Below are 20,616 nucleotides of genomic sequence, written 5' to 3'. Positions count from 1 at the left end.
CGGGAGCCTCCCCAACCTGGGCTCTTCACCTTGCCCCGATGCGGACATCTCCCCCACCAGGACCTCCCTCCGCGCCGCCTACTGCATGATCCGCAGGGGGAGCAGATCGACGACGAAGCGGCCTGACCGCCCGGTCGGAGGGCAGGTCATCCGTCCCGGTGAAGCGGGAGGCCGGCGACGACGGACACGCCTCGGACGGGGCGGGGCCTGATGGTCCAGGCGGCGGCGAGGCGATCGACGAGCAGCAGGCCACGGCCCGTCTCGCCGTCAACGTCGAGCGACCGCGGTGCGGGCACGGCATTGCTGGCGGCCGTGCCAGGGTCGGACACGGCGATCCAGTAGTGACCGTCGGCGGGCCACAGGACGAGATCCACCCGCTCGTCCTGCTGGTGCGTGCCATGCCGGATCGCGTTGGTGACCAACTCGGAGGTGAGCAGGCTCAGATCGTCGCCCAGGCACCGTCGCAGTCCAGTCGGCAGCGCCTGGGGGACGGCGTGCCGGGCGCGTCCGACGGAGGCCAGACGGGCAGGGAAGTGCCAGTGCGTGGGCACAAGCGGGATGTCAGGCATGGCCAACTCCGATGCGGTGACGGTTGTTTGAAGACGCACCGGCCGGTGGCTCGCCGCCCTGGACGCGGGCACACCCGCCCCAGGGCAGGCGGGCATGCTCGCGCGGCGCACTTCCGACACAGCGGTGTGTAGCGTGCTTAGTACCGACAGTAGAGGCTGCGAGTTAAATTTGCCATCTCTCACGCTATATTTCACCGTGTGGGTGACATCTCCCCTTGCCAGGGCGACCCGATGGAAGGCAGAACATGGCCCCCAGGACAACACCGACCGAGCGACAGAGGCGCCTGGGCAGCGAGTTGAGAAGACTCCGCATGGCGGCTGGCATGTCTGCCGAACGCGCGGCGGGGCTGCTGGGGGTCGATCGCGGCCGGCTCTCCAACATGGAGTCGGGTCAGCGCGGCATCAGCGAGGAGCGCCTACGCACACTCGTCTGCAACTGTGACTGTACGGATGAGCGATACGTCGAAGCCCTGGTTCAGATGGCGACGGCCGGCCCTGGCTGGTGGGAACCCTTCCGTGGCAGCCTGCCGCAAGGGATGCTGGACATCGCGGAGTTGGAGGCGAACAGCCCGCGCATGCGCGTTTGGAACATGGTCCACATCCCCGGCTTGCTCCAGACCTCTGACCATGCGCTGGCGGTCTTTCGCCTCGCCATCCCCTCTCTGCCCGAGCACGAGGTCGCGCTCCGCCTTGCCCACCGAACCCAGCGTCAACAGATCCTCCTGGGTGAGGCCCCGCCCCAGTACCTGGCTCTCATCCACGAAGCAGCGCTCCGGATGCGCTTCGGCACCCCGGATGTCGTACGCGGACAACTGGCCCACCTGATCGACATGTCCGAGCGCGACAACATCACCGTCTTGGTGATCCCCTTCGAGAGTGGCGGCTTCCCAAGCGCCGGACAGGCCGTCCTTTACGTGGAGGGGCGAGTACCACAGCTCGACACGGTCCAGGTCGACAGTTCTCACGGGCCCGACTTCCTGCACGCGGAGAGCCAGCTCGCGAAATATCGCGCCCAGTTGGACTGGTTGCAGGAACTGGCACTGACCCCGGGGCCGTCTCGTGCCTTCATCCGCGAGATCGCGAACCAACTCTAGGAGACACCTTGCCCGACATCACCTGGGAAGCCCCGTTCTGCGCCGAAGGCGAAGCCTGCTTCCGATTCGGCACCGACAACGACGGCAACGCCTACATATCCGTCAACGGTCAGGAGGAGCACTACCTCACCGACACCCTCGACGCCCTCCGCACCCTCATCACCGACATCAAGGCCGGCAAGGCCGACCACCTGCTGTAGCCCACATCCAGGGCCCCTTCCGTCATAGTGGTGAGACACACCACAGCCGGGCGACGGAACAACGGGGGACACGAGGGGTGACCGCCGGTACACCGGATCGGCGAGCGGGGCGCTGCGAACTAACCGAAGGCACGCTGGTGGAACGCGGTTGGCCCTGCGCCAGTCTGCGAGGTTATGGAGCGCAGCATAGAGAGGGCCGGCATCGACGATCAGTGTGGTTCGCGGTGCCGACTCTCCTCCTCGGCGAGTATGTCCCGCCCCTCAAGCAGGCCGGCGAGAGCTTCCTCCATGCGCTCAGCGATGTCCGGGCGCCCGCTGTCGCCGGCCCCCGTCGAACGGAACGCCGCCGCGCCTGCCCCGGGTGCCCGGCGCCTGGCAGGTGGGAGGCGATGGCCTCTCGGGTCGACTCCGAGATGGTCATGCCACGCTGAGCAGCCTCCTGACGCATGCGAGCGTCGAGGCTGTCCGCCAGTTTGATGGTCGTCCGTCGCCTGTATGCCATCATGCCCGGGCGCGACTGCGTCCGCCGTCACCCGCGCGACGACGCCAAACGGGGCGGGGCCTCGCGCCGCAACTTCGTTGCAGGCGAAGCGCGTTGACAGGGCACCGCGTAGGCTCGTGGCGCATGATGACGCCTTCCTCACAACAGCGGCAGTGCCGGGCGACGACCAAGGCAGGACACCGTTGTCCCATCGATGCCGGACCGTCGGATTTGTGCCATGTGCACGATCCAGCGCTCCAGTGCGGCGCTCAAACCAAGCGCGGCACCCGATGCACTGTGGCCACTGGCGGGGGCCGCTGTAAGACCCACGGCGAGGCGGCAGCCGCTCCGCGACCTGCCACGCTCTGGGAAGAGGAGCAACGCCCCGCAGCGCCATCGAGGGACTTCCTCTCCCACACCCTGGATTTCGGCTGATCGCCGAGCACACCGCCGGCCCGAGCGAGCAGCTACGCCTCAGGCTTCAGGAAGTCAGGGCGCAAGGAATCCGAGATCGTTCCCGGGCGACTCACGGTAGTGCGCTGCCCGGATTACCCGGGGGCCGCGGACCTTCCCGCCTGGATCCCCGCGAAGATCGATGAGTTCACCAGGACCGACTCGGTGCCCGCCACGGCCATCAGCGAGGAGGCGGGGCCGGAGCGGGTGAACGCCTGGCTCGAGGCGTTCGCTCACGGCCAGGGCCTGGGCACCCACGTGCTGCTCAGGACCGGTATGGCGTTCTTCCCCTGGCTGGAGTGCCAACTGCCCGAGAGCGGCTGGGCCACGATCGTTCGCGGGGCGTTGGGCGACGATCTCTTCGTCGCCTCGGCGGACGGGAACGTCCTAGTCGTCGTGTTCGCCGAGGAGTACGACTACCAGGGCTTCGCCGCCCACGCCCCGGAAGGGCGCTAAGGGCTCGCAGCGTGGCCGCGATCGCCACCCGAACGGCGATCGCGAGGCGCGGTGGTCGGGACCACTTCCGCGATCCCGAGCACCGCGCCTCGTGCGACCGAGCCGGCCCTGGGGGCGTCAGCTCTTGACCGACCCCGACATCAGGCCGCCGACGAAGTAGCGGCCGAGGACGATGTAGACGACCAGCGTCGGGAGGGAGGCGAAGAGCGCGCCGGCCATGGAGACGCCGTAGTCCTGGAGGAGCGCGCCGTTGGCCAGGTTGTTCAGCGCCAGGGTGACCGGGCCGTTCTGGCTGGAGGAGAAGAAGACCGCGAACAGGAAGTCGTTCCAGGCGGAGGTGAACTGCCAGATCAGCACGACCACGAAGCTGGGGATGGAGATCGGCAGGATGACGGACCAGTAGGTCCGCAGCATGCCGGCGCCGTCGATGCGGGCGGCCTCGACCAGTTCGTGGGGGACGGTCTGGTAGTAGTTGCGGAAGATCAGCGTCGTGATCGGGATGCCGAAGACCACGTGCAGCAGGATCAACGTCGGTACGCCGCTGGGCAGGGACAGGTCGAGGACCAGCTCGTTCAGCGGGATGATCACCGCCTGGTACGGGATGAACATCCCGAACAGGATGAGCGTGAACACCAGGTTGGCGCCGCGGAAGGACCAGCGGGAGAGCACGAAGCCGTTGATCGAGCCGAGCAGCGCGGAGATGATCGCCGAGGGGACGACCATCTGGAGGGTGCGTCCGATGGCGGGGGTCAACGTGTCGGCGGCGGTGCGCCAGTTGTCCAGCGTCCAGGTGGAGGGGAGGCTCCAGGCGCGGGAGGGGGCCGCGTCGCCGGGGCCCTTGAAGCTGGTGACCAGCAGCACGTAGACCGGGATCAGGACGATGAGGAGGAAGAAGAGGAGCGCGGCGTAGCGCAGGGTGCGGGCCAGGGGGAAGCCGGCGGGGCGCCGCGATGGCGGCGCGGGGCGCTTGGTGGTCGGCTGGGCGGTGGTTGTGGAGAGGGTGGCTGCCATCACCGCTCCCTGCGGTTGGTGCGGACGAGGTAGGGCACGACCACGACGGCCACCAGGACCAGCAGGATCGAGCCGACGGCGGCCGCGTTGGCGTAGTCGAAGCTGGACTTGAAGACGTACATGTCCACCGCGGGGACCTTCGTCTGGTAGTTCGCCGGCTTCGAGATGGACATGATCAGGTCGAAGGACTTCAGCGACATGTGGCCGATGATGATCAGCGCGGAGAGCGCCACCGGGGAGAGCTGCGGGAACAGCACGTGCCGGTAGAGCTGCCAGGTGGTCGCGCCGTCCATCCGCGCCGCCTCGCGGAGTTCGTCGGGGATGCCGCGGAAGCCGGCGAGGAACAGCGCCATGACGTAGCCCGACAGCTGCCAGATCGCGGGGATCGCGATGGCCGTGATGCCGTAGTCGACGTTGTTCCACCAGTTGTTCTGGAGGAAGTCGAGGCCGGTCATCTGGAAGAGGCGGTTGAGGCCGGTGGCGGACTCGTCCTGCCCTGAGTTCAGCAGCCAGCGCCAGACCACGCCCGAGGCCACGAAGGAGACGGCCATCGGGAAGAGGTAGATCGAGCGGAAGACGCCCTCGCCCCTGATCGGCCGTTCCAGCAGCCACGCCCACAGGAAGCCCATGACCATGGTGCCGGCCAGGAACACCAGGGTGTACAGCAGCAGGTTGCGGAGTGAGTGCTGGAAGGCGTCGTTGCCGAGGAGGTCGAGGTAGTTGTCGAACCAGACGGTGCTCGACGGCTCCTGGCCCGTGGTCTGGGCCGCGGTGTGGATGTCGGTCGTCGACGTCCCGAAGTTCACGGCGATCAGGCCGTAGACGAAGACGCCCACGAGGACCAGCGACGGGGCGAGCAGCAGCAGCGGCGGCCCGACGCGTTTCAGGGTGTGTGTCATCGGTGTCTCGTGTCTCCCTTGGGTCGTCACGGCGCGCCGTCGGCGGGGAAGGGCCGGCGGCGCACCGTGACGTGTTCCGGGTCGGTGCCGGCGATCAGCTGGTGGCCGTCGCGGCGGCGAGCTCCGACTGGAACGTCGACAGGTCGGCGGCGCCGGAGGTGAACCTGCTGGTGGCGTCCGTGATGGCGTTCAGCTGGGAGACCGGGACGGCGGCGCCGTGCGCCAGGGAGGAGACGATGGTGTCCTGGCCGTAGGACTCCATGGCGGTCTGCTGGTACTCGGAGAAGTCGGCCGGGTCGGCGTCGACGCGGGCCGGGATGGAGCCCTTGGCCACGCTGAACGCCGTCTGGCCCTCCAGGGAGGCGACGGTCTCCAGCCAGGCGCGGGAGCCCTCGGGGTTGGGGGCGCCCGTCGGCAGGGTGAAGGAGTCGGCGAGGAAGTCGAAGACGCCGTCGGTGCCGGGGACCGGGACCGCGGCGAAGTCGGTGCCCAGCTCCTGGCCCTGCTCCTCGAACGCGGCGACCGCCCAGTCCCCCATCACGTTGAAGGCGGCGTTGCCGTCGATGACCATCTGGGTCGCCTCGGGCCAGTCGAGGCCGTCGCGGTCGTCGTTGGTGTAGCTCATGGCCCGCTCGAAGTCCTCCAGGGCGGCGGTGACGTCGGCGCCCTCCCAGTCGGTCGAGCCGTTCCACAGGCCGGTGTAGGCGTCGGGGCCGAGGTCGGCGAGGAGGATCGTCTCCAGCAGGTGGACCTGGGTCCAGGCGGTGGCGACCGACAGCGGGGTGACGCCGGCGTCCTGGAGGGCGTCGAGGTCCTCGAACCACTCGTCGAGCGAGGCGTAGCTGGGGTTCGGGTCGATGCCGTTCTCCTCCAGCACCGCGGAGTTGGACCACATCACGTTCGCCCGGTGGACGTTGGAGGGTATGGAGTAGATCTGCCCGTCCCGGGTCAGCAGGTCGATCAGGTCCGACGGGAACGCCTCGCGCAGGTCGAACTCGTCGTAGAGCGCGGAGACGTCCTCGATCTGGGCCGCGTTGATGTAGTCCAGCAGCTCCATGCCGGCGTGCGCCTGGAAGGTGTCCGGCGGGTCGCTGGCCTGGAGGCGGGACTGGAGGAGGTCCTTGGCGGCCGATCCCGCGCCGCCGGCGACCGCGCCGTTGACGAACTCGATGTCGGGGTGCTGCTCCTCGAACGCGCCCACCAGGGCGTCGAGTCCGGCCTTCTCGGAGCCGGCCGCCCACCAGGTGAAGACCTCGACCTCGTCGTTCGAACCGCCGCCGCCGCTCGAACCGCCGCCGCCGTTGCTCGAACCGCTGCACGCCCCGAGTGTCAGGGCGGCGATGGCCGCGCCGGCCACCATCGTGCTGGTCCTGCGATTGACACGCATGGGTGTTCCCTACGCCTTCGTTGCCGTACCGGGGGACGCCCCGGGGGCGTCCTTGGTGTCTGCGGACATCCAAGGGCCGACCCTCGTTGAAATCAAGAAGTAAATTCAAAGGAGCCTCTAATCGTTATGTGCGGTCAGCTCGTGTATCCAAGCGGCTGGTGGGCGGGGGTCCCGGGGCGGGCGGCGGCCAACGCGGTCCTGACCGGGCGCGGGTGCGGCGGGTAAGCTGCCCGACGTGCGCACTGACCGGGTGACTCCCGGCTCGCAGACTTCACTACGTGAGGCCAACCGAGCCCGGATCGTGAGCGCCGTTCAGCGGCACGGCTCGCTCACGCAGATAGAACTGGCCGGTGTCACAGGGCTGTCCCCGGCCACCGTCTCCAACATCGTCAAGGAGCTGGCGGCCAGCGGGGTGCTGCACACCTCGCCGTCCACCCGCAGCGGGCGGCGCGCCCTCCAGGTCACCCTCGCCCGGGGTCTCGGCCTGGTCGCCGGGGTGCACTTCGGCAGCCGGTCCCTGCGGGTCGCGCTCGCCGACGCCGCGATGCAGGTGCTCGCCGACCAGCGGATGCCGCTGGCGCCCGACCACCGGGCCGACGCCGGGCTGCGCCGCGCGGCGCTGCTGGTCGTGGAGATGCTGGAGTCCCTCGACGCCGGCCCCGAGGAGCTGCTCGCCGTGGGCGTCTGCCTGCCCACCGCCGTCGACCGCCGCACCGGCCGCATCACGACGGTCGGGATGCTGCGCGGCTGGGACGGCGTGGCCGTGCCCGAGGTGCTCGGCGAGGAGTTGGCCGCCCCGGTGGCGGTCGACAACGACGCCAACCTCGGCGCCCTCGCCGAGACCCGGCTCGGCGCCGCCGCCGGGCACGAGAACGTCGCCTACCTGCGGGTCTCGCACGGGGTCGGCGGCGGCCTCGTCATGGGCGGCCAGCTGGTGCACGGCCGGGCGGGCGGCGCCGGCGAGATAGGCCATGTGACGGTCGACGAGAACGGGCCGATCTGCCGGTGCGGCAACCGGGGCTGCCTGGAGACGTTCGTCGGCGCGCCGGCCCTGCTCGGGATGCTCGCCGCCAGCCACGGGCACCTCACGCTGGACGACGTCATCCTCCGCGCCAGGGAGGGCGACCCGGGCTGCCGCCGGGTGCTGTCGGACACCGGGCAGCACCTGGGCGTGGCCGCCGCCAACCTGTGCAACCTCGTCGACCCCGAGATCGTCGTGGTCGGCGGCCGGCTCGCCGGGGCCGGCGAGATCCTGCTCGGCCCGATGCGCACCGTCGTGGAGCAGCGCACCATGCCGAGCACGGCGGGCCCGGTCCGGGTGGTCGCCTCCGAGTTGGGCGCCGCCGCCGAGGTGCGCGGGGCGCTGGCCGTCGCCCTGGACACGGCCCGGATCAGCGGCGCGCTGGGGGTGACCCCGTGATACGCCGCCCTCTCGACCCCCTTCGCCGGCTTCGGCTCGCCGCGCTCGGGCTGGCGGCGCTCCTGCTGGCGGCGGCGGCCGGGTGCGGGTCGGTCGGCCCCGGCACCCCGCCGGAGGGCGCCATCGGGCTGCTGCTGCCGGAGGTGAAGACCGCCCGCTACGAGACGACCGACCGTCCCACGTTCGTCCATGTCGTCGAGGAGCGCTGCCCCGGCTGCGAGGTGTACTACGCCAACGCCGACCAGAACGCCGCGACCCAGCAGCAGCAGGCCGAGTCGATGCTCGCCAGGGGCGCCGACGTGCTGGTGCTCGACGCCGTCGACACCTCGGCGGCCGTCAGCATCGTCCGGGAGGCTCGCCGGCACGACGTGCCCGTCATCGCCTACGATCGGTTCATCGCCGACGTCGACATCGACTACTACGTGTCGTTCGACAGCGAGCTCATCGGCTACCTACAGGGCGTCTCGCTGGTGACCGCCGTCGAGGAGGCCGTCCGGGAGCGGGGCCCCCGGGCGGACGGCCGGCCCCCGGGCATCCTCCTCGTCCACGGCTCGCCGACCGACCCCAACGCCGCCGCGCTCGCCGCCGGCGTCGACCGTGCCCTCGAAGGAGAGGACATCGAGGTGCTCGCCGAGTACGACACCCCGGACTGGAGCCCGGACATGGCCACCGACTGGGTGGAGAGCCAGGTGGCCAGGTTCGGCGACCGGATCGACGGCGTCTACGCCGCCAACGACGGCATCGCGGGCGGCGCCATCGCCGCCATGAAGGCCGCCGGGTTCCACCCGGTGCCGCCCGTCACCGGGCAGGACGGCGAGCTGGCCGCGGCCCAGCGCATCATCTCCGGCGACCAGTACATGACCGTGTTCAAGGCGACCACCGAGCAGGCCCGCACCGCGGCCGAGCTGGCCGTGCGCGTGCTGCGCGGCGAGTCCCCCCGCACCACCGCCACCATCCAGGGCGTGCCCAGCCTGCTGCTGGCCCCCAGGGCGGTCGGCGTCGACGACGTGGAACGGGTCCTCGTCGACGGCGGGGTGCACACGGCGGAGGAGATCTGCACCCCCTACTACGCGGCGGCGTGCGCCGACACGGGCCTGGCCCGGGAGGGGTCGTGAGCGCCAGAACCACCCCCGTGCTGTCCCTGCGCGGGGTCTCGAAGAACTTCGGCGGCGTGCGCGCCCTGATCGACGTCGACCTGGACATCCACCAGCACGAGGTGCTGGCCGTCGTCGGCGACAACGCGGCCGGCAAGTCGACGCTGGCCGGCGTGATCGCCGGCGTGTACCGGCCGGACGCCGGCCGGATCCTGCTCGACGGGGCGCCCGTGGTGCTCTCCTCCCCCGCCGTCGCCCGTGGCCTGGGCATCGCCGCGGTCTTCCAGGAGCTCGCGCTCTGCGACAACCTCGACGTCGTCGAGAACCTCTTCCTGGGCCACGAGCCGACCCGCGGCGGGTTCCTCGACGAGGTCGCGATGGAGCGCCGGGCGTGGGAGCTGCTCGGCCAGCTCGCCACCAGCGTCCCGTCGGTCCGGGTGCCGGTGCGGGCGCTGTCCGGCGGGCAGCGGCAGGTCGTCGCCGTGGCGCGGGCGCTGCTCGGCTCGCCCCGGGTCGTCGTCCTCGACGAGCCGACCGCGGCGCTCGGCGTCCGGCAGACCGCCGAGGTGCTCAACCTCGTGGAGCGGCTCCGCGAGCGCGGGCACGCGGTGGTCCTCATCAGCCACCAGGCGGCCGACCTCCAGGCAGTCGCCGACCGCTTCGCGGTGCTGCGGCTCGGCCGCGTCGGCGGCGAACTTGACGCCGCGAGCGTCGGGTACGAGGATCTGCTGGCCGCGATGACCGGGGTGAGCCGGCCGAGCGGCAGGAAGCCCCGATGAGCCGAACCACCGCACCGCCGCGGCAGCGCGCGCTCGTGGCCGCCTTCACCGGCGACGAGCCCTGGCACCGGCTGCTGCACCGCATCCCCGACCGCCAGCTCGGCATGGTCCCGGTCACCGGCGCCCTGGTGCTGATCTGGGGCGTGTTCGCGCTCATCGACCCGGCGTTCCTCTCCGCCGAGAACCTGGTGAACCTGACCCTGCAGTCCGTGCCCACCGGGGTGATCGCGCTCGGCGTGGTCCTGGTGCTGCTGGTCGGGCAGATCGACCTATCGGTCGGCTCGGTCAGCGGTCTCGCCGCCGCGGTCGTCGCGGTCACCACCGTGTCCGCGGAGTGGCCGATCGCCCTCGGCGTCCTGCTGGCCCTCGCCGTGGGCGTCGTCGTGGGCCTCGGCTACGGACTGCTGGCCACCCGGCTCGGGCTGCCCAGCTTCGTGCTGACGCTCGCCGGGCTGCTGGCCCTCGCCGGCGTGCAGCTCCGGGTGCTCGGCCCGCAGGGGTCGATCAACCTGCCCTTCGAGTCGTGGCTGGTGCGCTTCGCGCAGGAGAGCTTCCTCTCCCCGCTGGCGGCCTGGAGCCTGGTGGCCTGCGCGGTCGCCGTGGTCACCGTGGCCCAGCTGGTGGAGCGGGCCCGGCGGATCCGGGCCGAGCTGCCGGTGATCGGCCTGGCCCGGCTCCTGCTGCGGGTGGCCGCGCTGGCCGCGGTGCTGGCCGTGACCGTCGGCTACCTGGGCACGGAGCGCGGCATCGGCTACCCGGTGGTGCTGCTCGTGGGGCTCGTCGTCGTGGTGGACGTGCTGCTGCGCCGCACCCGCTGGGGCCGGGCCGTGCGCGCGGTGGGCGGCGACCCCAGGTCGGCGCTGCTGGTGGGGGTGGCGGTGCGGCGCACGACGGTGTCGTGCTTCGTCGCCTGCTCGACGCTCGCCGCGCTGGGCGGCGTCCTCGCGACGGGCCGGCTGGCCGCGGCGAACCAGGGCACGGGCGGCACCGAGACGTTCCTGACCGCCATCGCCGCGGCCGTGATCGGCGGCACGAGCCTCTTCGGCGGCCGGGGCAGCGCCTGGTCGGCGCTGGTCGGCGTGCTCGTCATCACGTCCATCTCCAACGGCCTCACGCTGCTGAACCTGGACACGGCCTCCCGCTACATCGTCACCGGCCTCGTCCTGCTGCTGGCCCTCACCGCCGACACCCTGATCCGCGGCCGCCGCACCCGCGACGCCACCCCGGCGACGCGGCTGCGGCCGTGACCTCGTCGCTCCCGTCTCACTCGCCGAAGTAGACCACCTGCTCCCTGGCGGCGCGCAGCTCCTCGTACTTCGCGCTGAACAGCTCGAAGTAGTCGCGCAGCGAGGCGCCCGAGACATCGGTCCTGCCGGGGACCGGGCGCTGGAACTGGTAGCCGACGCCGCCGGTGAAGGCGCGCCAGGCGAGCTTCTCGTTCCGAGCCGCGTCGTCCACGATCCGGAAGGTGTCGCCGGTGCTGAAGTCGAGGCCGTAGAGGTTCTCGGCGGGGAAGTGCGGGACGTGTCGGAGGGTGTAGGAGCGGCCGGGCGTCTCGCCGCCGGTCTCCGAGACGACGCCGGGCGGCCCGATGTCCTGCTGCGCCGGGTTGCGGAACGACTCCAGCGGCTTCTTGTCGCCGTAGTAGCCGTCGATGTCGGTGTAGTTCGACTGCCGGTCCTTCACGCCGCCGAAGATCTTGTTCAGCAGCCAGGCCACCAGCCAGGCCAGGAGGCGGACCACGATCACGACCACGACCGCGACGACCGCCCCGATGCCCGCGCCGACCGGCCCGCCGATCACCGCGCCGATGCCCGCGCCGCCGACGGCGAACACCGGCAGCGCGGCGCCGATGCCGGCCCAGAACTCGCTGTCGGTCGGGGGGATTCCGGCGAGCCCCGGGCCGCCCTCCTGGACGGTGTCGTAGCTGACCTGGTTCTGCAGGCCCTGGACGGCCAGCAGGTTGGCGAAGACCACCGGGTGACGGCCTTCCGGGCTCTCGGCCCCCTCGTCGTCGACGAGCGTCACGGCCGGATGGTCGAGCGGGATCACGGAGGCGGTGGTGGGGCTGGTGCTGAGGAACAGCAGCCCGCTGAGCGGCTCGTCGGCCCGGCACCGCCGCACCGCGGGCCCTTCGCCCTCGCCGCCCCCGCCGGGGAAGCGGTCCATCAGCAGGCCGACGGCGAGGTGGTGGAACTCCCGGTTGGTGCCGTCGCCGACGGCCAGGCGCCGGGCGCCGTCGTCCGCCGGGTAGAAGGCGTGGTAGAGGAACATCAGCGGCTCGCCGCCGTTGCGCGGGAAGCGCACCTCGCGCAACGGGTCCAGGTGGACCCGGTTGTTGCGCAGCTCGACGAAGCGCCCGCCGCGGGCCGCCGTCGCGGCGTAGTGCCGGTTCAGCCGGGAGGCCGCCTCGGGCGACTTGACCTCGGTGAACAGGGTGGGCACCAGGCGCCCCGGGGTGAGCCGGGCGTCGCCGGCCGGCAGGTTGAGGTGGCCCGCGGTGAGCGGCGAGTCGGGGTAGGGCGCCACCCCGGCGTCGATGCCGATGGTGGCGGCGAACGGCCGCCGCCCGCCCTCCGGGACGTCCTCGGGCGCCGGGCCCTGCCACGCCTCCGGGTTGTCGAAGAGCACGTCGAAGGCGTTCCGCCCGATCGGGCGGGCGCCGGCGTCGCCGTACAGCCGGCCGCGCAGCACGCCGTCGTCGAACGCCAGGTAGCGGGCGATGTCCACGGGCCAGTACGTCTGGCTGTCCGGGTGCCGCAGCACGGGCGCGCAGCGCTCGGCCACCGCCGTGAACACGTCGGCGGTGTCGCGGTCGTCGTAGCCGAGCAGGCCGAACAGCTCGGCGAGGGTGCGCTCCAGGACGGAGCGGAAGCGCTCCAGCTGCTCCCGCTGCTCCGGGTCGGTGCTGGCGTCGGCGCGGGCGTCGAGGGCGGTGGTGGTGGGGATGCGGACGAAACCGGCCGGGGTGGCCGGGACGTCGAACCGACCGTCCTGGTCGAACAGTTCGGCCGGCTCGGTGAGCCCGGCGAAGTCCGGGTCGCTGGTCAGGATCTCGAAGAAGCGCTCGATGAGGTACGCACGGATGGTGTCGAGCCTGCTCATGCGGGCCTCCCCGGCTCGTGGTGGTCGCAGTGGACGTGGATGTGCGTCGCGGGCCGGCCCTCGGTGGCGTCGCGGCCGCGGCAGCCGCAGCCGTGCCCCGGGCCACCGCCCGGACCGCCGGGACCGCCGGGACCTCCCGGGCCACCGCCCGGACCGCCGGGTCCTCCTGGTCCCCCGGGTCTTCCTGGTCCCCCGGGGCCTCGGCCGCCCTGGTCCGCGCACCAGCGCTCCAGCCACTCCACCAGCCAGTCGTACGCGCCGGGACCGCCGCCGGGGACGCCGGCCGGGAAGGTGCTCACGCACCACTCCGGATGGCCCCGCCTGATCTGCTCCCACCGCTCGTGGGAGAGCGGATTGGCCGCGAAGAGCCGCAGCGCCTCCCAGCCGAAGGCCTGCTGCGCGGCCGGGTTGTCCTGGCCCGCCGTCGTCAGGAACCGCTCCAACAGCCGTGCCAGGGCCGGGTCCCGCAACAGGTCGGTGCCGGCCTGCTCGTGCTCCTGGGTCAGCCGGGCGATGTCCACGGCGATCGGCATGAGCGCGTCCAGCGTGGCCGCCGGGTCGACGGCCTGGCCCACGAGGACGCCGGCCAGCCGCCGCGCCCCGGCCGTGACAGCGGTGCCGAACTCCCTGAGCGCCTGCTGTTCCGCGCCGGTGAGCTCCCGCCGCAGCGCGGCGTCCCACAGCTCCATCCGGCTGGTGCCGTCCGATCCCGCGCAGAGCAGCTTGGCGAGGGGCAGGACGAGCTCCTCCCGCTCGTCCAGCGTGTCCACCCAGACCGGGCCGAGCAGCCCGTCGAAGGTGTAGCGGGCGTCGCCGCCCGGCCAGTAGCCGAGGCGGATGCCGTTCTCCCCGACCGGGCGGATCGGCAGCCCGGCCGTGGTCCTGGCGCCGAGCAGCTGCCCGTCCACGCTGAGGGTGAGCACCTGCCCCGAGTCGTACAGCAGCTCGGCGAGGTGCCACTGCCCGGCGCGCAGCCGGCCGACCTGGCTGGAGACGCCCCACCAGTTCGGCGAGCCGTCGTTGATGGTGCCGGACAGCACCCCGCCCGGCTCGGTGAAGAGGGCGAACGAGCCGTCGCCCTCGACCAGGTTGAGCCGGCGGGAGACGACGGTGTCCGCCGCCCTGAAGTAGGCCCGCACCCGCAGCCCGCGCCAACCGGCGAACTCGGGGCGGGGGCCGGTCACGATCTTGGACTCCGGATGGTCGTAACGCACCGCGGTGGCGATCGCGGCCACCGGCCGGTCCACCCAGCGGTCGGCCGCGGGCAGTTCCACGCGGCCGTGGAAGCCGTGTCCCGTCTCGTCCAACGCTGCGTGGGTGACGAAGTCGTAGTGCAGCAGCGGATTCCACGTCATGGGCACAGCCCCCCTGACTCCCCCGACACCCCGCGGACGCGGCTCGGCCCGCGGATAACGGGTATATGCGTCCCGGCCCACGTGGGCATGCGAGCCGGACGGAGCGCGCGGAAGCGCGCGAGGGTGTGCGCCGTGCGTGGCCCCGACACGCCTGGTGTGCAAGGGAGTTGAGTGTCGTGCCGGTGCGCGCCGCACGGCTACCATGGGCTCGCTGGGACGCCCGGAGCGCTGAGACGAAAGGCTGTCATGGACGGCAACGAGCCCGCCACCGCCGCCATCCCCGAGGTGGGGCTTGAGGACCTTCGCCTCGGCCGGCCCCACTCCGCGCGGATGTACGACTTCTTCCTGGGCGGCAAGGACAACTACGAGGCGGACCGCAAGGCCGCCATCCAGGCCCTGACGGTCTACCCGGGCATCATCACGCTCGCCAGGGAGAACCGTTCCTTCATGCACCGGGCCGTGCGGACGCTCGCCGAGGCCGGCATCCGGCAGTTCCTCGACATCGGCACCGGCATCCCCACCTCTCCCAACCTGCACGAGGTGGTCCAGAGCGTCGCCCCCGAGTGCCGGGTGGTGTACGTCGACAACGACCCGCTGGTGCTGGCCCACGCGCAGGCGCTCCTGGACAGCACCCCCGAGGGCCGCACCGCGTACCTCAGGGCGGACGGCACGGATCCGAAGTCGATCCTGTCCGCCCCCGAGTTGACGTCGACGCTGGACCTCAGCCAGCCGGTGGCCATCAGCCTCTGCGCGGTGCTGCACTTCATGCCGGACGACCGGGACCCCTACGGCGTGGTCAGGACGCTGCTGGACGCCGTGCCGTCCGGCTCGGCCCTGACGATCAGCCACGCCACGCCGGACTTCGACCCCGTCGCCACGGCGAAGGCCGTCGAGATCTACCGGGCCAGCGGCACCCCGGCCCAGGTGCGCACCCGGGCCGAGGTCGAGCGGTTCTTCGCCGGGCTCGACCTGATCGAGCCGGGCCTGACGGTGGCCCACCGCTGGCGCCCCTACGAGTCCAGCGCCCGCCTGCACGTGCTGGCCCGGGAGACCATGACGGACGCCGAGGTCAGCCTGCTGGCCGGCGTCGCGTTCAAGCCCTGACGAGCCCTGACCGTGGCCGGGCCCCTCGTCGAGGCCCGACCACGGTCGCGGGGCAGGCGGGGCGGACGGGGCGTCAGCGCGCGGGCCGCACCCGCACCCGGGCCTCGGCGGTGTACCCGGAGCCGGCGCCGGTCGCGGTGAGCGTGGCCTGGCCGGTCGGGGCGTCGGCCGGGACCGCCGCCTCGAAGGCGACCGCGCCCCGGTCGTCCGCGACGGACCGGCCGAGTGAGGTGGCGCCCAGCGTGAACTCCACGCTCTCGCCCGCCCGGTAGCCCCGCGCGCCGACCTCGACGGTCGAGCCCGCGGTGACCGGTCCCGCGACCCGCAGCCCGCCGGTGCGCCCGGCGGCCGCGTACTCGGCGCAGACGTCGCCCTGTTCGCCGACCTCCGGCGCCGGGGAACCGCCGGTGACGCCGTCGTCCTCGCGGACGGTCAGCGTGCCGAAGCCGGCGTCGCCCATCACGGCGCCCGAGACGTTGGTCGCCGAGACCTTGAAGGAGGTCGTCGCGGTCGCGCTCGGGAGGGTGTCCCCGTAGGTGGGGACCGCCACCGGCACGCAGACCTGGCCGGGCGCGAAGGTGACCTCCCGCATCGTGACCCCGGCCCGCCCGGTGGCGGAGCCGAAGACGCTGACGTAGGCGGTGACCGGGTGGCCGACGCGCTGCGAGAGCACGGCCGCGACCTGCGCGGTGCCGGGGCCCGAGCCCTCCTCGACGCGGGTCGACGCGATGTCGACGGTCGCCTGCCGGGCGGGGCGGCGGGCGCCGACGGCCGGGTTCTCGGCGGTCAGGTCGGAGAGATAGACGCCGCCGGAGTCCGTGGCCGGCGTGAAGCGCACCTCGCGCACGTCGGTGAGGTCGAGCCCGTCGAGGGCGGCGGTCGGGATGGTGACCTGCTGCAGGATGATCTTGCGCAGCCAGGGGTGGTCCGCGCCGGGGAGTCGGGTGACGGCGTCGGGGTTGAGCTCCGAGACGGGCGCCGACCACGTCTCGCCGTCGCCGTCGGTGACGCTGACGGTGACGTCGGTCGTGGTGGCGACGGACGCGTCGGCCGCCATCCGCACGGCGATCCGCTCGTAGTCGCCGAGGTCGCGCCGGCCGCGTGGCAGGCTCACCCGGAGTTCGCCGTCGCCCGAGGTCCACGAGAGGTGGAGCATCGGCGAGGCGGGGACGTTCGGCGCCCACAGCGCCGGTGACCAGTGCGGGAGCGCCGCCTGGTCGACCGTGGTGGCGCAGAACGGCCGGGGCTGCGGCAGGGTGACGCCGCCCTGGCCGCCCATGCTGGCGCACACCTCGGCGGTCACGTCGCCCGAGGCGCGCACGGCCGTGGACGCCCGCTCGAAGGTGGCGATGTCCAGGCGGGAGCGGGCGGGTTGGTTGGCGGTGACGGTGATGGTGGCGAACGAGGCCGTCGAGGGGGCGATCACGTCCGAGCCGTCGAAGAGCGGCAGGAACTCCTCCTCCCCGCCCAGCACCAGACGGAAGAAGCCGGCCAGGTAGGCGACGCCGACCTCCCGCTGCTCGGCCGCGGTGAGGCGGGTGGTGGTCGCCGCGGCGGCGTCGCAGGTCGGGTCGTCGCCCGCCGGGGCGAAGGAGGCCCAGTCGTCGGCGGTGGCGGCGGGGAAGAGGCCCGGCGTCCAGACGGTGTTGAAGTAGTTGTGGTTGGCGCCCATCACCAGGACCGCCGAGCGGAGCACGTCGTCGTCGAAGGCGTGCCGCGAGTCGTCGACGATGTGCTGGCCCATCAGGTTCTCCACGTCGCCGTCGCAGTACGGGAGGATCGTCGCCGTCACCGTGTTGGGCAGCGTGATGCGGTCGTAGGCGACGGGGGCGAGCGGCAGCACCGCGTCGATCCCGTACTGCCGCGCCACCGGCCGGGCGTCGTTGAGGGTGGCGGCCGCGACCACGCCCTCGCCGCCGCGCGAGTGGCCCATGAGGCCGACGTCGTCCAGGTCGAGGCGGCCGACGAGGTCCGCCGGCCGCAGGTCGCCGCTGAGGGCGTCGGCGAGGCTGACGTCCCGGTCGGTGAACGCGTCGTGGAAGCCGACGGCCCCACCGTCGTTGGCGCGCTCCAGCATCTCCAGCGTGTCGAGGACGAGTTGGCCGCGGGCCTGGGCGCCGTGGTCGGCGGAGAGCTGGTTGTCGTTGGCGTTGATCGCGTTGGCGGAGATCGACACGACGGCGTAGCCGTTGCTGGCCAGCGCGCGGGCCGGGTCCTCGTAGCCGAGGTGGCTGGGTATGGGGAAGCGCTGCTCGGTGCTGTCCGGCGAGGCCAGGCAGGGCCAGCGCGCCGGGTTGGCGGCGCCCGAGCCGTAGCAGGAGGTGTGCCGGCCGTGCAGGAAGACGACGACGGGCGCCTCGCCGCGGCCGTCCGGGAGGTAGATCTTCCCCGTCATCTCGCCGCGGATGCCGCCGATGTTGAGCAGCGGCACCGCCTGGTCGCCGAAGTCGTACTCGGCCTCGTACACCTCGTGGTCGCCGCGGCGCGCCGGGTCGGCGGCCAGCGCCTCCTGGTCGCCGGCGGGGGTCGGCGCGGGCGTCACCTGCTCGCGGTCGCCGGCCGGCGTCTCACTGCCGAAGGCGTCGGTGGTGACCTCGGTGGCGTCCGCCACCGAGGGGTCGTTGGTGACCAGCGAGAGGGTGCGCCCGTCGGCGGACTCGGTCGCGGGGCCGAGGACGCGGCCGTCGACGGCGAGGGTGGGCGCGCTCGCCGTGACGGGCGGCGTCCTGTCGAGTTCCAGCGAGACCTCGAAACCGCCCGCGACCCGGGTCACGGACCAGGAGGGGCCCGAGGCCACCTCGGGGTCGGCGTCGTCGGGGGCGGCGGAGGCGACGCCCGGGACGGCGAGGCCGGCACAACAGGCGAGCGCCAGCAGGGTGGCGAGGCGTTTCACACGCCGGGGGAATGTCGTCACGTCGGGCCTTACTTCATGAGGTGCGTAGGATGCCCGCCTCTCGCCCCTTTTCGGACGGGTGGCGGGCAGCACGCACCGTACGTCCCGGGCGTGAAGAACGTTCGGGCGGTTTGTTGCGTCCGCTTTACGCCGGCGCGCGTCGCGGCCACTTCCTGCCAGCTCGGCGCCGCGCTTTCTCCCAGACGGCCGGGGCGCGCTCGGTAGGTTGGCGCCATGAGCGACGACGACATGCTGGGCCGGGGCATCGGGCCCGCCGCGATGACGGTGCTGCCGCAGGCGGCCGCCGTCGACGACGAGTTCGAGGTCACCGTGTGGTGCTCGCGGCTCGCCGAGTTCGGCCTGGTGGAGGCCGCCGAACGGCACTTCCGCCCGGCGGCCGAGCGCGGCGACGTCACCTCGGTCAAGTGCCTGCTGTGGCTGGCCAGGACGACGGGCCGGCCCGAGGAGGCGGCCCGGTGGCTGGAGCGCGCCGCGGCGGCCGGGGACCCGTGGGCGATGTACGAGTTCGGCGCCTCGCTCCCCCGGCCCGAGCGGCAGGACGACGTCGAGCACTGGTACCGCCGGGCCGCCGCGGGCGGCCACGCCGCCGCCATGAACGATCTCGGCACCTTCGCCAGCCGCGCCGGCCGCCGCGACGAGGCGATGGACTGGTACCGGCGCGCCGCCGAGTCCGGAAGCCCGACCGGCATGAACAACCTGGCCATCCAGTACGTGCTCCAGGGCATGACCGGGGAGGCCGAGCGGTGGTTCACCGAGGCGGCGAAGGTCGGGAGCGCCGACGGGATGGCCAACCTGGGCCGGTTGAAGGAGCAGCTCGGCGAACCGGCCGAGGCCGAACGGTGGTACGCCGCCGCGGGCGAACAGGGCCACGCCGGCGCCAGCGAGCGGCTGGCCCAACTGCTCGACGCCACGGGCCGCGCCGACCAGGCCGCGGCCTGGCGAGCCCGGGCACGCCGATGAGGGTCACGGCCGACCGCGACAGTGTCGCGATGGGCGACGACATCCTGCCGCACGCCGAGACGACCGAGCTGCCGACGGAGACCCCGCTGGCCGACGTCGTCGGGCGGCTGCTGGAGCGCCACTTCCTCGCGACCATCGCGGGCGGGCGGGCCACCTGGATCCTGGTGGCCGACGGCCGTCGCCCGCTCGCGGTGGTCGCGCAGCAGTGGGCCGAGCCCCGCTTCCTCGTCGACCCGGCGCTGCCGATCGGCTCCTTGGCCACGGGCCGGGACAACGGCCTCTCCCTCATGTTCCGTTACTGGAAGCAGCACGACCCGGACCACGTCCTCGCCGAACTCGCCGCGGGGCGCGAGCCGGTGCGCTGAGCGTCAGGCCGACCGTCCGGCGAGTTCGGTGAGCAGCACCGCCAGGTGGTCGGCGAACGCGGTGAGCTGGTCGAGGGCCGGGCCGCCACGGGCGATCCGGAAGCCGTTCCGGCGCCCCCAGAACGTGGTCTGCACGGCGTGGAACTGGGCCCAGCGCAGCACGCGTTCCCGGTCGAGCTCGGCGGCGTCCGCGTAGACGTGGATCACCCGCAGGACGGCCTTCGACAGGTCGTCCGCGCCGAGGAACGTCATGGCACGGGACTTCAGCAGCGTGCCGGCGTCGTAGGCGGGGTCGCCGGCCCACCCCTTGGGGTCGACGGCCAGCCAGGGCTCGCGCTCGGCGGTCAGGATGTTCCCGGCGTGTAGGTCGCCGTGGATGAGGGTGTCGGACCGGTCCCGGCCCAGCTCGGTGACGGTCGCCACCGCCGCGTCGACCACCCGGCCCGGCAGCGGGTACCCGAACTCGGCCGAGCCGGCGCGCAGTTCCTCGGCCCACCGCTCGGCACGCGCCGCCAACCGGGGCAGCGCGGGCGGCGCGGGGACCGCGAGCCGGCGGCTGAGCCGCCCGGCGATCGCCACCGCCTCGTCGCCGTCGACGAGCTCGGCCAGCGTCGCCGTCCCGGCCCGCTCCAGCAGCATCGCGTACCGGTCGTCGTCCCGCTCGTGCAGCAGCACGGCGCCGCGCCCGCCCCACGCCTCGAAGGCGTCCGGCTCGTGGTCGTTCCCAGGGTGCGGGAACGACACCTTGAGCACCGCCGCCTCCCCGCCGACCCGCCGCACCGGGACGATGACGCCGACCCCACCGTGCCGCACCGCGCCGTCCGGCACGCACCCCCAGCGCTCCAGCAACTCCTCCACGATCCACGGCAGTTCGGCCAGCCACGCCGCGCCACGCTCGCCCTCGCGCTCAACGGTGCCGCGCGCGAACTCCTCCGGTATCCCCGTCCCAGGTGTCAGCGTCATGCGGGCA

Annotated in this window: 18 protein-coding genes; 10 read left to right on the top strand and 8 right to left on the bottom strand. The window is 72.7% G+C overall.

Going from position 1 to position 20,616, the window contains the following annotated elements:
• Positions 1-146: 146 nt before the first annotated feature.
• Positions 147-569: an ATP-binding protein gene (locus RNC47_RS09005; RefSeq protein WP_311597168.1), complete on the bottom strand. Its 423-nt coding sequence runs from the start codon at positions 567-569 to the stop codon at positions 147-149.
• 245 nt (positions 570-814) lie between these two features.
• On the opposite strand from RNC47_RS09005, the gene RNC47_RS09000 reads away from it, so the two are divergent.
• From RNC47_RS09000 to RNC47_RS08990, 3 genes are all read left to right on the top strand, one after another.
• Positions 815-1,663, top strand: a complete 849-nt coding sequence (locus RNC47_RS09000; protein ID WP_311597166.1) for a helix-turn-helix domain-containing protein — start codon at positions 815-817, stop codon at positions 1,661-1,663.
• Between the two features lie 8 nt (positions 1,664-1,671).
• The gene (locus tag RNC47_RS08995; RefSeq protein ID WP_311597164.1) at positions 1,672-1,863 is read left to right on the top strand and encodes a hypothetical protein; all 192 of its coding nucleotides are present in this window, start codon (positions 1,672-1,674) and stop codon (positions 1,861-1,863) included.
• A 1,099-nt stretch (positions 1,864-2,962) separates the two neighbouring features.
• A complete protein-coding gene (locus RNC47_RS08990) occupies positions 2,963-3,253 on the top strand; it encodes a hypothetical protein (RefSeq protein ID WP_311597162.1) in 291 nt (96 codons plus the stop codon).
• Positions 3,254-3,370: 117 nt separating this feature from the next.
• Here the strand turns inward: RNC47_RS08990 and RNC47_RS08985 are convergent, their stop codons facing one another.
• From RNC47_RS08985 to RNC47_RS08975, 3 genes are all read right to left on the bottom strand, one after another.
• Positions 3,371-4,264: a carbohydrate ABC transporter permease gene (locus tag RNC47_RS08985; protein ID WP_311597161.1), complete on the bottom strand. Its 894-nt coding sequence runs from the start codon at positions 4,262-4,264 to the stop codon at positions 3,371-3,373.
• A complete protein-coding gene (locus tag RNC47_RS08980; RefSeq protein ID WP_311597159.1) occupies positions 4,264-5,163 on the bottom strand; it encodes a carbohydrate ABC transporter permease in 900 nt (299 codons plus the stop codon). Before RNC47_RS08980 ends, RNC47_RS08985 begins: the two co-directional genes overlap by 1 nt.
• 94 nt (positions 5,164-5,257) lie before the next feature.
• Entirely contained in the window at positions 5,258-6,550 is a 1,293-nt protein-coding gene (locus tag RNC47_RS08975; RefSeq protein WP_311597158.1) for an ABC transporter substrate-binding protein, read from the bottom strand.
• A 301-nt stretch (positions 6,551-6,851) separates the two neighbouring features.
• Between RNC47_RS08975 and RNC47_RS08970 the strand changes: the two genes are divergently transcribed.
• From RNC47_RS08970 to RNC47_RS08955, 4 genes are read left to right on the top strand one after another with little or no spacing between them, the layout of a single operon-like run.
• On the top strand, positions 6,852-7,970 hold the full coding sequence (locus tag RNC47_RS08970; RefSeq protein WP_311597157.1) for an ROK family transcriptional regulator: 1,119 nt from the start codon (positions 6,852-6,854) through the stop codon (positions 7,968-7,970).
• Positions 7,967-9,085 (top strand): substrate-binding domain-containing protein, encoded by a 1,119-nt coding sequence (locus RNC47_RS08965; RefSeq protein WP_311597155.1) that lies wholly within the window; start codon positions 7,967-7,969, stop codon positions 9,083-9,085. The genes RNC47_RS08970 and RNC47_RS08965 overlap by 4 nt, the downstream gene beginning before the upstream one ends.
• Entirely contained in the window at positions 9,082-9,843 is a 762-nt protein-coding gene (locus tag RNC47_RS08960; protein ID WP_311597153.1) for an ATP-binding cassette domain-containing protein, read from the top strand. The genes RNC47_RS08965 and RNC47_RS08960 overlap by 4 nt, the downstream gene beginning before the upstream one ends.
• A complete protein-coding gene (locus RNC47_RS08955; RefSeq protein WP_311597151.1) occupies positions 9,840-11,090 on the top strand; it encodes an ABC transporter permease subunit in 1,251 nt (416 codons plus the stop codon). Before RNC47_RS08960 ends, RNC47_RS08955 begins: the two co-directional genes overlap by 4 nt.
• A 16-nt stretch (positions 11,091-11,106) precedes the next feature.
• Here RNC47_RS08955 and RNC47_RS08950 read toward each other — a convergent pair whose 3' ends face one another.
• Both RNC47_RS08950 and RNC47_RS08945 read right to left on the bottom strand, forming a co-directional pair.
• Positions 11,107-12,948, bottom strand: a complete 1,842-nt coding sequence (locus tag RNC47_RS08950; RefSeq protein ID WP_311597149.1) for a hypothetical protein — start codon at positions 12,946-12,948, stop codon at positions 11,107-11,109.
• On the bottom strand, positions 12,945-14,303 hold the full coding sequence (locus tag RNC47_RS08945; protein ID WP_311597148.1) for a LamG-like jellyroll fold domain-containing protein: 1,359 nt from the start codon (positions 14,301-14,303) through the stop codon (positions 12,945-12,947). The genes RNC47_RS08950 and RNC47_RS08945 overlap by 4 nt, the downstream gene beginning before the upstream one ends.
• A gap of 246 nt (positions 14,304-14,549) precedes the next feature.
• On the opposite strand from RNC47_RS08945, the gene RNC47_RS08940 reads away from it, so the two are divergent.
• The gene (locus tag RNC47_RS08940) at positions 14,550-15,407 is read left to right on the top strand and encodes an SAM-dependent methyltransferase (RefSeq protein WP_311597146.1); all 858 of its coding nucleotides are present in this window, start codon (positions 14,550-14,552) and stop codon (positions 15,405-15,407) included.
• Positions 15,408-15,480: 73 nt separating this feature from the next.
• On the opposite strand, the gene RNC47_RS08935 is transcribed toward RNC47_RS08940, so the two are convergent.
• Positions 15,481-18,321 carry an alpha/beta hydrolase gene (locus tag RNC47_RS08935; RefSeq protein ID WP_311597144.1) on the bottom strand — a complete coding sequence of 947 codons (2,841 nt, stop codon included), beginning with the start codon at positions 18,319-18,321 and terminating at the stop codon, positions 15,481-15,483.
• Positions 18,322-18,534: 213 nt separating this feature from the next.
• Here RNC47_RS08935 and RNC47_RS08930 point away from each other — a divergent pair, with 213 nt between their 5' ends.
• Positions 18,535-19,281, top strand: a complete 747-nt coding sequence (locus RNC47_RS08930) for a tetratricopeptide repeat protein (protein WP_311597143.1) — start codon at positions 18,535-18,537, stop codon at positions 19,279-19,281.
• A 29-nt stretch (positions 19,282-19,310) separates the two neighbouring features.
• On the top strand, positions 19,311-19,646 hold the full coding sequence (locus tag RNC47_RS08925) for a hypothetical protein (RefSeq protein ID WP_311597141.1): 336 nt from the start codon (positions 19,311-19,313) through the stop codon (positions 19,644-19,646).
• Positions 19,647-19,649: 3 nt separating this feature from the next.
• Here RNC47_RS08925 and RNC47_RS08920 read toward each other — a convergent pair whose 3' ends face one another.
• Positions 19,650-20,609 carry an aminoglycoside phosphotransferase family protein gene (locus RNC47_RS08920; protein ID WP_311597139.1) on the bottom strand — a complete coding sequence of 320 codons (960 nt, stop codon included), beginning with the start codon at positions 20,607-20,609 and terminating at the stop codon, positions 19,650-19,652.
• Positions 20,610-20,616: the final 7 nt, after the last annotated feature.

It is taken from the genome of Streptomyces millisiae, assembly GCF_031845425.1.
GTDB lineage: Bacteria > Actinomycetota > Actinomycetes > Streptomycetales > Streptomycetaceae > Streptomyces > Streptomyces millisiae.
Note: the sequence above shows the minus strand (reverse complement) of the source record. Positions and strands in the feature narration are given on the sequence as shown.